At 51.1% G+C, this 13,641-nt stretch carries 12 protein-coding genes; 6 read left to right on the top strand and 6 right to left on the bottom strand.

Annotated elements, in window-relative coordinates:
- Positions 1-2 precede the first annotated feature (2 nt).
- Positions 3-2,435, bottom strand: a complete 2,433-nt coding sequence (locus tag HP555_RS06790; protein ID WP_233249282.1) for a hypothetical protein — start codon at positions 2,433-2,435, stop codon at positions 3-5.
- 84 nt (positions 2,436-2,519) lie between these two features.
- Between HP555_RS06790 and HP555_RS06795 the strand changes: the two genes are divergently transcribed.
- Together HP555_RS06795 and HP555_RS06800 are read left to right on the top strand one after the other, a co-directional pair.
- Positions 2,520-3,428 (top strand): DMT family transporter, encoded by a 909-nt coding sequence (locus HP555_RS06795; RefSeq protein ID WP_199264414.1) that lies wholly within the window; start codon positions 2,520-2,522, stop codon positions 3,426-3,428.
- Complete coding sequence (locus HP555_RS06800; protein ID WP_199264415.1) at positions 3,425-3,625, top strand: DUF2905 domain-containing protein; 201 nt, start codon at positions 3,425-3,427, stop codon at positions 3,623-3,625. Before HP555_RS06795 ends, HP555_RS06800 begins: the two co-directional genes overlap by 4 nt.
- A 614-nt stretch (positions 3,626-4,239) precedes the next feature.
- On the opposite strand, the gene HP555_RS06805 is transcribed toward HP555_RS06800, so the two are convergent.
- From HP555_RS06805 to HP555_RS06815, 3 genes are all read right to left on the bottom strand, one after another.
- Positions 4,240-5,226, bottom strand: coding sequence for a LysM peptidoglycan-binding domain-containing protein (locus HP555_RS06805; RefSeq protein ID WP_199264416.1), 987 nt, complete (start codon positions 5,224-5,226; stop codon positions 4,240-4,242).
- A 134-nt stretch (positions 5,227-5,360) separates the two neighbouring features.
- Entirely contained in the window at positions 5,361-6,341 is a 981-nt protein-coding gene (locus HP555_RS06810; RefSeq protein WP_199264417.1) for a malate dehydrogenase, read from the bottom strand.
- A 339-nt stretch (positions 6,342-6,680) separates the two neighbouring features.
- Positions 6,681-7,232 carry an NUDIX hydrolase gene (locus HP555_RS06815; RefSeq protein ID WP_199264418.1) on the bottom strand — a complete coding sequence of 184 codons (552 nt, stop codon included), beginning with the start codon at positions 7,230-7,232 and terminating at the stop codon, positions 6,681-6,683.
- A gap of 324 nt (positions 7,233-7,556) precedes the next feature.
- Here HP555_RS06815 and HP555_RS06820 point away from each other — a divergent pair, with 324 nt between their 5' ends.
- Positions 7,557-8,702 carry a radical SAM protein gene (locus tag HP555_RS06820; protein ID WP_199264419.1) on the top strand — a complete coding sequence of 382 codons (1,146 nt, stop codon included), beginning with the start codon at positions 7,557-7,559 and terminating at the stop codon, positions 8,700-8,702.
- Positions 8,703-8,729: 27 nt separating this feature from the next.
- Positions 8,730-9,695: a radical SAM/SPASM domain-containing protein gene (locus tag HP555_RS06825; RefSeq protein ID WP_199264420.1), complete on the top strand. Its 966-nt coding sequence runs from the start codon at positions 8,730-8,732 to the stop codon at positions 9,693-9,695.
- A gap of 108 nt (positions 9,696-9,803) precedes the next feature.
- On the opposite strand, the gene HP555_RS06830 is transcribed toward HP555_RS06825, so the two are convergent.
- Positions 9,804-10,871 (bottom strand): iron-containing alcohol dehydrogenase family protein, encoded by a 1,068-nt coding sequence (locus tag HP555_RS06830; RefSeq protein WP_199264421.1) that lies wholly within the window; start codon positions 10,869-10,871, stop codon positions 9,804-9,806.
- Positions 10,872-11,037: 166 nt separating this feature from the next.
- Here HP555_RS06830 and HP555_RS06835 point away from each other — a divergent pair, with 166 nt between their 5' ends.
- Positions 11,038-11,922: a DUF2971 domain-containing protein gene (locus tag HP555_RS06835; RefSeq protein ID WP_199264422.1), complete on the top strand. Its 885-nt coding sequence runs from the start codon at positions 11,038-11,040 to the stop codon at positions 11,920-11,922.
- A gap of 27 nt (positions 11,923-11,949) precedes the next feature.
- Here the strand turns inward: HP555_RS06835 and HP555_RS06840 are convergent, their stop codons facing one another.
- Entirely contained in the window at positions 11,950-12,816 is an 867-nt protein-coding gene (locus tag HP555_RS06840) for a PfkB family carbohydrate kinase (protein ID WP_199264423.1), read from the bottom strand.
- Positions 12,817-12,957: 141 nt separating this feature from the next.
- Here HP555_RS06840 and HP555_RS06845 point away from each other — a divergent pair, with 141 nt between their 5' ends.
- A complete protein-coding gene (locus HP555_RS06845) occupies positions 12,958-13,542 on the top strand; it encodes a thioredoxin family protein (protein WP_199264424.1) in 585 nt (194 codons plus the stop codon).
- Positions 13,543-13,641: the final 99 nt, after the last annotated feature.

The raw sequence follows: 13,641 nt of genomic DNA on the forward strand, positions 1-13,641 counted from the left end.
AGTTACCAAATTCCTCTGGAAGGAATAAATCGATCCCGAGTCGCTGTGCCGCTGGTTTGCTCAGTTTCATCCAGGATCTTATGCAGGATAGCGGTGAGCGATCCGGGTAACAGATAATCTTGACCCCACTCACTTCGAAAAATGGGAGCTGACTGTTGAGCTACGGTTTTCCATGTGATATGCGACGGATTGTTGGCAATGATTTCGAAAAACATTTTGTTGTACGGATCGTTAATAATGGCCACTCCTGTGCCGATGCTGGCCAATATATCGACGGAACTGGCAAAGAGTCGGGTCAGAATGGTATATACCTTGACCCCGCCGCACGATCCTAAACTGAGGAATCGTTGTTTGCTGCGAAGATCAGCCTCGGTGATCCTGCCCTCCTCAATCAGCTTGGTCAGTGGTTCAATGATCTGTTCTGAGCGCCAGTAGCTATGCCCCCGCTGAGCAAGCATTTCGTCTTTGGAAAGGATAAAGCGTCTCAGCATCTCCTTTTGATTTTCCATATTGGAATAGACGAATTGTGTGTGAACGATGGTCATACCGCCGACATTCTTGACAAAGGCCACGGCAAAGTGCCGGTCGCGCATTGATCTGAACAACGAGGCCAGACCTGCACCGCTCATCCGTTCAATCTCCTGTCGGAAGGCCGGAGTCAGGGTTGGAATAGTGTACTGTTGTGAGGGGACTAAACGGTAGCCGTTGTTTAACAGAAGGTTGGCATTGGATATGAAAGACTGTCTTCCATCATCATCGGGATGAAACATGGAGACTGAACCAAGGCGGCCATCCTGTTTCCACTCTTGAAATGGCGTTGTCTGATAGTTGTCAAGGTTGAGAGCACCGTAGCGGACAACGAGTCTGCTGATCAGGAGGCGGTCATTCGGGCCAAGGAGTTCCGGGTACGTTTGCAGGTAGTACTGCAGAATAACATTGACCAACTTGGCAAAAGAGGAGTTTTCGGCCTCACTGTTTTCTGCCATGGTCGTGATCAGAAAGGTGCGGGCATCTGGGGTCAACACCTTAAGGAGGTGGCTGAAGGTTGCAGAAAACAGCAGGATAGAGTCCTCATTGCGGAAGGCCGAGGCAGTGACCAGTTTGAGGATTTCTCGTTGCTTGACTCCATCTGTAGGAAAAAAGGTGGTTAATCTGCCCTTTTGGGCACAACTGGAGATGAAGTCTGCAACCAAACGGCTTTCCGGATCGATTGAGCGAAGGAATGCCAGGAGATCTCCTTGATTCCTGTTTGCGATACGGGTCTGCAGCACTGGAACCACAACTGAGCGGAACGAAGAATCATAGAGCTCGCTCCCTTGAGCTGTGATGGCGTACAGGTTGGCAACGGTCAGATCACGAGCGGTTTGGACACGGGCCGCTGCTGTGGCCTGTTTGAGCACTCCAATGGCCTGGCCCCTGTTGCTGCTTCGGAATTGTCCGGCAAACTGTTCTCTGACCGACGGGGGGAGTTCAGCAAATTTGGCGGCCAGCTGTTGTGTTGACCAACTGTTGAGCGTGGCATCGGAGATCTCATAGCCATTGGCATCGGTAACCGAGTGAAAGTTATTGATCCTCCATATCGCCTCGGTCCCTCCATCGTACAAGGCCTCAAGGAGTACTGTTTTCTGCCTGCTGTCCAGTTTGCTGAACTGAGTTTCCTGAACATTGGTGGGCAGTGCAAAGTAACCGACCAGCCAGTTCCAGGCATCCCGGGGAGTCAGCAGTTTGTTGGTAAACAGGCAGCGAGCATTCCAGGCGTCATCCTGGCGGAGTTTTTGCAGGAGTTCAAGGCCGTCGAGCAGAGTTTCCGGGTCCATGCCACGTACTTTGGCATAGGTTTCAGCAGCTCTGGCCTGGTTGTCTTTCAGACGTGCCAGCAAGGGCATTCCTTTCTGCGCCAGATCCATCCGCATGCCTCGAACTGAGAAAAGAGCCTGGGCAGCACGGTTGTTGTAATCAGGCATGTTGTTGAATGTCGTAATCATCGGGACAGCAATACCGGCAGTGGCACCCGGCAGACTGACGTATTTACGAAAGGAACGGCCTGCCTCAAATCCCATTTCTTTGATGGTGTTCAGGCTGGACATGCCCAGGTCAATGTTGACAGTGTCCATATCGGCGAAGGCTTCGAAGGTCTGAACCTGTTCAAAGGTAAATCGCTCGCGTCCGAGTGTATCAATAGCCTGTTTCGCATGCTCGAAGCTGACACCGGGTAATCCACAGATTTTGCGGAATATTCGTTGTGCATTATAAGGCATTCTTGGTATGGCGACTCTGCCGTATTCGACCTGCTGGCTGGTCAAACCAGGGATATTCTGATATAGGTCAAAGGTCTGTGCGGCACTGGCCTGGTTGAGTTGAATGTTGGCTGCAGACGGTGAAGCACCTGCGCCAAAGAGAGGAGAGGCTGTAACAGTTGCAAGGAGTACAGCCACAGCGGACAGTAGACCGGAACATCTGCAGAACCGGAAGAGTCGACGATAAGGGGCATGATGTTGCATAGCGTCATGAGTAGGTTTATGGAATGTGAGAGATTGCACAGATGGGTGCCACGGATGGCCTTGCTGGTGGCCATGGTCTTATGGGGCAGCTCATTTGTAGCGTTGAAGTACGGTTTTCAGGAGATGCATCCTTTACTGATTATTTTTGGAAGGATGGCAGTCGCTTCACTTTGTTTCCTTCCTTTTAGCCGCTCGTTTTTTCGTATGGGGTTGCGAAGGCACCATCTTTTACCGCTTGTGACGATGTGCCTTTGCGAGCCATGTTTCTATTTTCTTTTTGAATCAGCGGCCCTGGTCCATACGACTGCCTCTCAGGCTGCCATGATTACGACCATGCTGCCGCTCATGGTTGCCATAAGCGCTGGTTTTTTCCTTGGCGAACGTATTGCTGTCCGGACTGTTTTTGGTTTTACCATCGCGGCTACCGGTGCAATGTGGCTCAGTATTTCTGCCAAGGAAACTGCTCAGGCCCCAAATCCCATGTTGGGGAATTTCCTTGAGTTTATGGCTATGATCTGTGCAGCAGGCTATACTATTCTAATGAAACGATTAAGTAAAGAACTCCATCCTTTTTTTCTCACCGGAATACAGGCTTTTGTTGGCGCGTTATTTTTTCTGCCTGTCTTGCTGATACCCTCTGTTCAGGACACGTGCCTGTCGTTCAACGGATGGATCGTTATCTTGTATCTGGGAACGGTGGTGAGTGTGGGGGCATACGGTCTGTATAATTTTGGCATCAGTCGCATCCCAGCCGGTCAGGCTTCAGCCTTTGTGAACCTGATACCGGTTTTTACGATAATAATTAGTTTTCTGGTGCTGGATGAACGTTTGACTTCATGGCAGTGGCTGGCCAGCGGCCTTGTCATGACCGGCGTGTTTTTAAGCCAGAGCACTGTTGATATGCACCGAATAAAAAGTAAAACATGAACAAGACATTGATTCTTCTTGGTTTATTGTTCATTGTTGCCGGGCTGTTCTGGCCCTGGTTACGAACTGTGCCCTTTGGACGTTTGCCCGGTGATATTGTCATTGTTCGAGACGGCATCCGTTTATTTTTTCCGCTTGCCACCTGTCTGGTCGTCAGTGTGATCTTGACAGTTTTTTTCTGGCTGTTTCGCAAATAAACATATCGTTTGGGTGAGTGTATTTGGTGATAGAGTTTCCTGCGAGCCGTCCAGGATGGCGCAGGTCTGCGCCGGATTTGCTTGCTGACGAGGTCTGATACCTGTCACACAGGTATTTTCTCTGCAGTGTATTTGATAAACGATGTTCTGCGGTATGTCCTGACGAGGCATTCGTCTTTCTTCAGTGCCTCAGCGTGTCAGCGGAAAGAGGGAGTCGATGACCGTGCAGTTTATGAAGCGTTGCTGCATACCGTATTGAATGCACGATATGTACGCTTATAATGATGCAGAGAGATACGCCGAAGGTCTGACTGTTAGACGGGTCTTTTTGTGACGATCGGGAGCGTTTTGTCTCAACAGGGAGGTGAAAGAGGGCTGTTTCCCTGACTCTGTTGGTCGATTGATTCCAGGTGCAACAAGCATGTACCAAATCACCGTCATGTCCGGCATCTTGCATTGTTCTATGACGGCTTGAAGCAAAATGACCGGGTTGACAGAGTCGGTACAGGTACGTGTACGTCCAAAGAGTGGGATCACCCCTCAACTGTCCTCCGGCAATCGGCTGGAAATACCTACAGCGTTTTGCTGATTAAAACTTGCAGCGCTGCTGTTTTTTACTGGTTGCCCGGAGGACATTGGCTCTCCAGCCCGGTCAGTCGTAACCGCATCCCTGTCCGTAATCTTTCAGGGTCAGTGATTTGGTCTTTATTGAGCCGATAGACCGCCTCCCAGGCGGATTGCCGACAGAGCACGCGTTCTGCAATCAGGCTAAGACAGTCACCTGGCTGTACAGTGTAGTAAACAGCAGGAAGAGGAGCAGAATTATCCTGTGGCTGTCCGTTTTTCTGAACAGTTGTTTCTTCCTGCCTGTCCTCTGTTGAGGGCGTCACACTCGACAGGGTGTTGTTTGTGGTTTCCTTTTTTTTTGCCGGCCGGGGTGCCTCTGCCTGTGTTGTGACGGATTGTCTGTCGGTGGTTGGTGTCGATGGGGGTGCAGGCCTGATCTGGTTTGAAATTTCAGCTGCTGGTGCATAAGAGTCGGTTTTCGCGTTCACAGCAGGTGCTGTCGACGTTTGTTGGTGCGCAGTAATTGTTGTATCCAGAGAAGATTCTTTCGCGATTGGTGGAGGGGATACGGGGTCCTGCCGCACTGTTATAAAGAGGGTGAGTGTTGCCACAGCGGTCAACAGCACTGCGCCGGTTATGATAAAACGTCGGCTTGGGTTGTTGCTTTTCTCCTGGGTTGTTGTCTGGGCAGCTGTTGCACGGATACGTTTATTTCTTCGTTGGATCGCACGCGATAAGGCAATGGCATCGTCCACACGTTTAATATGTTCGTGAAGGCCCGGAAAGTCGCAAACCTCATTGAGAACTGACATATACACTGTTTTAGCTTCTTCGTTTTTACCGGCTTGCTCAAGGCTTTCAGCCTGAGTAATAAATGTCTCGGCTTTGTGCTGCCGCTGTTCAATTTCCAGTCGATAGGCATTTTGTTCGGCAACAGAAAGGGAGGATTCAGTGACGGCAAGGAGTGTGCCGGCTTCAACTATTCGGCCGGCATCAATCAACTCCTGAATGGAAGGTGAGGGCTCGGTCTGCAAAGGTAGCCTCCTGGCAAGATGAACTGTTGCTGAAAGCGTAGCTGCCTGCCGCCTGTTTTGTCAAGACTGGAGACAAAAAAAGGGGTGCCGGAAAGGCACCCCTCTGAACACCGGATAAACCGGTGCATCAATTATCAGCTGATGTGGTCACTGACAGCAGCACGCTCACCCTGGAGCTCTGCCTCAGTTTTCTTGATCATCTCACGGCTGAAGTCGCTGATTTCAAGACCTTCAACAATTTTCCATTCGCCGTTTTCACAGGTGATTGGAAAGGCGAAGATCAGATCTTCATCAACAGCATAGGGGTTGCCCTTGCTGTACACACCCATGCTGACCCACTGACCGTTGCTGCCAAGCGCCCAGTTTCGCATGTGATCGACAGCAGCGGATGCAGCGGATGCTGCGGATGATGCACCCCGGGCCTTGATGATAGCAGCGCCGCGTTGCTGTACCGTTGGAATGAAATCGTTCTTGTTCCATTCGTCGTCCACCAGTCCTTTGACTGCTTTGCCATCAGCGGTGGCATAGCTGATATCCGGATACTGGGTTGAAGAATGGTTACCCCAAACAACCACTTTCTCAACTTTGGTGGAGTGGGTGCCGGTTTTTTCGGCGATCTGCGACATGGCCCGGTTGTGATCCAAACGCATCATAGCGGTAACGTTGCGTGGATTGAGTTTAGGGGCATTTTTCAAGCAGATCAGAGCGTTGGTGTTTGCCGGGTTGCCGACGACCAGGACGCGAACGTTGGGATTAGCATTGTCGCTCAGAGCCTTGCCCTGGACAGTGAAGATCGCGCCGTTGGCGTTGAGCAGATCGGAGCGCTCCATGCCTGGACCGCGTGGTCGGGAACCGACCAAGAGGGCAAAGTCTGCATCTTTGAAAGCAACATTGGGATCGTCGGTGGCGATAACGCCTGCAACCAGCGGGAACGCACAGTCATTGAGCTCCATCAATACACCCTGCAGAGCGCCCATTGCCGGTGGAATTTCCAGAAGCTGCAGGATGACAGGCTGATCCGGACCAAGCATGGTACCGCTGGCAATACGGAAGATGAGAGAATAGCTGATCTGGCCGGCGGCTCCGGTTACTGCTACACGTACTGGTGCTTTCATTTGTTTCTCCTTGTGGTTAAATCGAGTAAATTAGTAGATCAAAACGATTTGGCAATCTACCGTAAGGTTGTTGTTTAAGCCCTGATAACAGGAGTACTGTATGGGAAGTAGCAAGTTTTGATACAGCATGACCAACGAGCAGATATGCAAGTTACGTTGATATTTCAGAAGGAGTCTGGAGAACGAGTTGTCAGGCGTGTCTGAGCAGGCAATCACTTCGCTGCATGTACACTCTCACGTCATCTGGAGTGTTCTCTCCTACGAGATATCTCCTTTCAAATCCGCCGATATTGAATACAGGTCAACGGTTAAAAAGTCAAGAGCTCTTTACCTCCGCGATCACTCTTCTGCTGTTAAATTTTCCACCACAAGATCACTGTAATGATCGGCGATAATCATCATGAGAGTCTCGTAGGTAAAACCCCAGATAAAGCCTTCGGTTGCCGGAATACAGGGAAACAGAACCTCCGGACAACGTGGACTCATGGGACGGCGTATGATATTGTCCGTGTCACGGAGATATTCAAGGTCCAGCCATTCGTGACAACTGATTTCCGCTTTTTGTAATGTTATGACCGGCTGTATTGATATCTCAAAGAGGAACGTTGTGACCGGAACCGGTCGGTTGAGATAGTTGCCGGCAGGTCGGGCCGGATATGTCTTGACAAGGCTGTCTGTTGAAAGATAGATGCCGCACTCCTCATAGGTTTCACGGAGGCAGGTCGCCAGCAGTGACGGGTCGTCTTCATCGTGTCTGCCGCCGGGAAAAGCGTAGTGTCCTGACCAGGGGTCTCGTGGGTTTGCTCTGCGTTTCAGGAAAAGCACCTCTGGGCTGGGGGTGCGTGCAATGATGGCGGCAACAGCGGCCTCTTTTGTCAAAACAGGTTCCATGATTACAGTATCTATACCACAGCATCGGCTGATGCGCTAGATGCAGATATATTCCTTTTGTGGCTCTTTGCGATTGTTCAAGATGCATGGTTGCAGAATTTGAAGTTGTATGAAACTGTTTTTTTGTTCCTATTGCCCTATGCTGTGCACTTCTTTGTGCACCCTCTGTGTCTGTGGCAGCAGCATGTCGGCAATGCAGACCAGAATAGATGTGATTGATGACAGGGCATGATAGAGCGGTATACAACCGTGTCGTTAATCTGAGGTATGAAATGATGGGTAACCAATGGCAGGAGGTCGCCGTCGTATTGGGGAGAGAAACCGATGCATGCAGCTGAGCCGCCCTATCAGGGATTTGAACAGGGACCGATTCGGCCGCCCAGTGAAAGCGGCAGTCTGCTGATTCGGGTGACTCGTAACTGTCCCTGGAACCGTTGTACGTTTTGCGGGTTGTATAAAGGTCAACAGTTCAGTCAGCGGCCTGTAGATCATGTGCTCCGGGACATTGATACTGTGCGATATTGGGTTGAACGGATCCAGAACGGTCAGAACGGGGATGTGGAGGGAGACGTTGTTCTTGATCCAGCCTCGGGTGAGAGTGAGTGGATGGCCGCCTATGCAGCTCGTAACTGGCTGCAGGCCGGAGCTCGTTCAGTTTTTCTCCAGGACTCAAACAGTCTGATTATCAGACCTGATCATTTAGTGGCAATACTTGATCATCTTCAGGCAACCTTTCCCGGTGTCGAACGCATCACGTCCTATGCCCGGTCTCAAACCATTGCCCGGATAGATGATGACAGTTTGCGCGGTATTGCGGCAGCCGGGCTCAACCGCATACACATCGGTCTTGAGTCCGGGTGCGACCAGGTCCTTGATCGGGTACGGAAAGGAGCGAGCCAACACACGCATATTCTTGCTGGATGCAAGGTGAAAGCAGCCGGAATTGAGCTCTCTGAGTACTATATGCCTGGGCTCGGCGGCAAAGAGCTTTCGATGCAGCATGCACTGGAAAGTGCTGAAGCCTTAAACCGGATCAACCCGGATTTCATTCGTTTACGTACCCTGGCATTGCCTGCCGGTCTTGTGTTGACCCGTGAACAGGCAGACGGCAATTTTGTTGCTCTTGGCGATCAGGAAACAGCCAGGGAGTTGTTGGTTTTTCTGCAGTCACTTTCCGGGATTACCAGCCACGTCAAAAGTGATCATATTCTCAACCTGTTTGAGGAGATTGACGGTGTGCTGCCCAATGATCAGCACCGTATGATTGCGGTGATTCACCGGTTCCTGGCCATGCGGCCGGAAGAGCAGGTCGTGTATCAGATTGGTCGCCGAACCGGTCTTTTTCGAAAACTTGATGACTGCAACGATCCGCCTCTTCGCCGGCAGGTGCTTAAGTATGTGGAGCAGTGGGGGGTGACGCCGGGAAATGTGGATCTTGTCTGCAGTGAACTGATGCAACGTTTTATCTGAAATGAACCTTGTTTAGACGACGACACCGTGAGTCAGAAGCAAGCAGGATTTAAGAAGATCTACATTGAAATCACCAACCGCTGCAACCTGGGCTGCTCATTTTGTGTCAGAAGCAAGCGCCCTTTGCAGGATATGGATATCACAGCTTTTGCCGAAGTGCTGGAGCGTCTGCAGGGGTACACGCAAGATCTCTGTCTGCATGTGCTGGGGGAACCGTTATTCCACCCTCGATTTGCATCGTTCCTCACACTCTGTCATGCCTTTGGCATGCGCGTCAACCTGACCACCAACGGTACCCTGATTAAACGGCATCGACAGCTTCTGCTGACAGCTCCTGCCCTGCACCAGCTGAATATCTCTCTCCACAGTTTGGATGAACTCTCTACTGATGCGGCTCGAACACACTTACAGGAGATTATCGCGTTGACCAGGGAGGCAAGCCGATCGACTGCACTGTATGTCAGCCTCCGGTTCTGGAACATGCATGTGCATACACTTTTGCAAGGCTCCGAGAAAAAACACTGGCTGCTCAATGAACTGGTTGCTGCTTTTACTGATGCACCGGTGGATCTCAACAGTGGATTGAACGGGCGTGGCCTTTGTTTGGCAGATCGGGTGTTTCTCAATCCAGAGCTGCCATTCACCTGGCCGCAACTTGCCTCGCCCGAGCTTGATAAGTATGGCTCGTGTCGTGCTCTGCGAGATCATCTGGCCATTTTGGTTGATGGCACGGTTGTCGCCTGCTGTCTGGATGCTGAAGGTCATCTGACGCTGGGCAACATCTTTCAACAGCCTCTTGCTGAGATCCTGGCCGGCTCTCGTGCCGGCCGTATTCGGGAAGGCTTTGCTCATCAGTGGTTACTTGAACCACTTTGCCGCCGGTGTTCGTATCAGCGGCGATTTACCCGTCGTCATCCTGATGGTAACCAGTCAGCCTGGAGAACAAACGTTTGTCGGGATAGTGCGGGCAGTGCGCCGGTAAAGATCCGTTGAGTGAAACAAAAGAACCTCTCTGCCACCGCTGAGAAGCATAGCGGCAGGAAGAGAGGTTGTCCTGTTTGAAGATAAATGGAGAGGATAGACAGCTGTTCGTACAGTTGGTTACATTTTTCGATACATATCAAGGAGACGTTCTTTTGTTATGATCTGCTGCCAATCCTTACCAAAGCAGTTCTCCCAGAGCGGGGTCAGACCAATGGCTACCTCGGCCATGGTCTGCAGGGACTGTTCATCAAGGTCTTTTGTCAGGTTGCGCGGCAGATGGATGTCGTGTTTTTCCATCATGCGGCGGAACTCCCGTACCCCTTCCGGATAGACCTCTTCGAGGTGATCGAAGGTGATGCAACAACCAATACCGTGATGCGTTCCGAGCACAAAGGCCAGTCCGTATGAAAGTGCATGGCAGGCGCCTACCTGGGAGTACGCGATGGACATGCCTCCAAAGTAGGAGGCCATCATGAGTTTATCGTCTTTGTCCGGATGGTCGTCAAGAAAAACCTGGCGGCAGAGAGCAACAGATTTTTCCGCATAGGCACGGCTGAATTCGTTGATGTAGGTGCCATGTAAGGATTCGATATCATGGATATAACAGTCCATGCCAGTATAGAACCACTGGTCCTTTGGTACACCGTCGATAAGTTCAGGGTCAAGCATGATCTGATCGTACACCGTGAAATCAGAGTTGATGCCGAGCTTTTTCACCGGCCCGGTCAGCACAGTGGTGCGGGAGACTTCTGCACCGGTACCGGCCAAGGTGGGCACTGCCGCATGGTAGACCGCTGGATTTTTAATGAGATCCCAACCCTGGTAATCGGCGGCTGAGCCGGGATTGTTGAGCATCAGGGAGATCGCTTTGGCAATATCCATGGTCGATCCGCCACCGATGCCGATAATACCGACCGGCTTGTTCGGATTGTAGGCCTGTATCTGGGCGACAAGCTGGTCGATATACTTTGTGGTCGGTTCGTTATCGACATTGACCAGGATGAGGAGATCGCCTTTTTCCATGGGGATCCGGTTTTTCAGCGGTCGCTCCTTGAAGATATCGTCAAGTACAAAGACGATATAGGAGTCCGGTGTCACTCGTTTGGGAGCAAGGATGTCACCTAACTGGTTGAAACTGCCACGTCCGAATATGATATTGGGGACTATTTTGAAATTTCTATACATTGGATACGTTACCTGTGTAAAAGTGGAAGGATAGACCGGTATGCAGTAGGTTAAAGTTTTTATTCCGGTATGGTGAACAGGGCTGTATTTTTACCAGACAGCGGTATAAATCTCAAGAATGATTTGAGAGCCTGTCTGTTGACAAAGCAAAAGGCAACGGATCAGTATGCAAGAAATCGAGACCTTAACCAGGGTGCTTTACGCAGACACCCCACAGAGCACGCTCTATCATTACACGACCTTCAGCGGGTTACTGGGGATTGTTCAGAGCCGGACCCTATGGGCCAGTGATATTCGTTATATGAACGATTCTGCAGAGTTGCGACATACCGCCGACCTGATAGCTGCCGAGGTGCGTGAACGTATCGAAGATGGTCGGGCCAACTCAAGCCTGTTATCCCAGTTTGCCGACTGGGTTGCACATTGGATTACCAGTGGCCACATGCTGTTTGGCGCGTCTTTCCGCTCCCACGGTAATCTACTCAGTCAATGGCGAGGTTACAGCCTGCCGGGCAAAGGGGTGAGCCTGGGTTTTTGCCCCGAGTATATCCTTCGTTGTGCGGCCAGGCAGGGGTTCATGATTGGTAAATGCATCTATGAGCCGGCACGTCAGCAGAACCTGATCGGGCAGGTGGTCGACGCTGTGGAACGGTTGGGAGGAACTCGGGAGGATGAGAGTTTATCGGCTGTTGAACGGTCGGCCCTGTATCGCGAATCATTTGCCGCCGTGGAAACCGATTTGTTGCGTATCGCTGCTATCCTTAAGCACCCCTCTTTCCGTGAGGAAAAAGAGTGGCGGATCGTCTCGCCGGTCTTGACCCGTTCTGGTGAAATTCCCATTCGTTTCCGTGAGGGGCATGATATGCTGGTGCCGTATATTGAGTTCGATCTTGCCGGAGAAGGTGGGGCTCCGGTCATGGATCATCTGTACCTCGGGCCGACGGAAAATATGAATATTTCAATGAACTCATTGCAGATGTTTCTTGAGCAGTCCGGCATTGTTCCCAAACGCGGTATTGATTACTGCCGGATCCCTTTTCGCCAGCGGTAATCAGGACAGCAAAGAGATAACTCCGGATCAGAGAAATTTTTCCTGCTCAATCCAGGCCCGGGTGCCCAGAGAGGTGCAGGAAAGGCTGGCAACCTCTCCGGAACGCTCCAGACTGAGCAGAAAATCACATTCCAGGATATAGTGGCAGAAAGCACCATGAAAAATATCACCGGCGCCGAGAGTATCAACAGTTTTCACCTGCATGACCGGAATTTCCCTGGTTTGACCCTGACAATGGGCAATGATCGGTTGACCATCCCTGGTAATGGCAATACACTGGATACCCTGTTGTTGTAGAAAATCCGTGAGCCCTTCCTGATTGGTACTGCCGGGCAGAAAAAAAGCATTCGAGCAGATGGCGTAGTCAACCAGCGGTAACAGGTTTTCCAATCCGTCTTTCCAGCTGCCGCCGTCAAACACCACCGGAATTTTCAGTTTTTTCGCCAAAGTGGCCAGTTGAATTGCCTGCGGTAAATAGTAACCGTCGAGCAGCAGGACGTCAGAATACTCCAAAGTGTTTTTATTGATGGTGTCGGAACGAAGTTTGCGCAGATCTGTGCTCGAATACACCACACTGCGTTCACCACAGGAGAGATCAACAATAATTGTCGAAAGAATCGGCGGCCTGCGTGGTTGATCGGTACAGTCGATGAGCCGGACTTTGTGATCAGCAAGGTCCACCTTGGCAATATGAGCCATTGGATGCTGTCCCAGCCCGGTGAGCAGGGTGGATTCGTTGCCAAAGGCGGCAAAGGCAACTGCGGCATTGGTTGCCGGGCCGCCGGCATAAGCGAGCTGTCGCTCGGCTTTGAGTTTTTGGTTGCGTTCGAGAAAATGAGGGACATAGTAGACAGTATCAGCAGTCGCCAGTCCGAGGAATGTACCTTTATGCATGATCGATAGTTGGCTGAGTTAGGAAAACGTACAGCTTTGGTATGTATACTGATTGTATAATAGCCGAAATCGTATTGGAAAAAAGTATTATCCCTGCATTGCAGAGCGTAACAACAATAAAACTTGCAAAGGAGCACTATCATGGTCCTGACCGCATCGACTATGCTGGCCCTGGGGGCCGGCGCACCATCATTCGTCCTGCCGGACACCAGCGGAAACACCGTCCGACTCGAAGATTTCAAAGGGGCTGCCGGTTTGCTGGTGATGTTTCTCTGTAATCACTGTCCTTATGTCAAGCACGTGCAAAAGGAATTAACGGCCCTGGGGCATGCGTACATGGCCAAAGGTATTGCCATGGTCGCCATCAGCAGCAACGATGCCGATGCGTATCCTGATGACAGTTTTGTTCGCATGGGTGAGGAGGCTCGCCGGGCAGGTTATCCCTTTCCCTATCTCTACGACAAAACGCAGGAGGTGGCCAGGGCATACCATGCTGCCTGTACCCCGGACTTTTTTCTTTTTAATCGTGATCTCGAACTTGTCTATCGGGGGCAACTTGATGATGCCCGACCCGGGAAGCCGGTACCGGTCACAGGGCGTGATCTGCGCAGAGCGCTTGATGCTCTTCTGGCAGGTCACCCGATTTCTCCTGAGCAGAAACCGAGCATGGGCTGTAATATCAAGTGGCTGCCGGGTAATGCACCAATATATTTTGCAGGTGGATGAGCGCAGTGTAACGGCGCATCCGGAGAATACGGATAAAACATCTCTCCTGTTCTGCAGGCGGAAGTGGTTTTTATGGTAATGAGCCGGTGAAAAACGGCG

Origin of the sequence: Desulfobulbus oligotrophicus (assembly GCF_016446285.1) — a bacterium.
Classification (GTDB): domain Bacteria; phylum Desulfobacterota; class Desulfobulbia; order Desulfobulbales; family Desulfobulbaceae; genus Desulfobulbus; species Desulfobulbus oligotrophicus.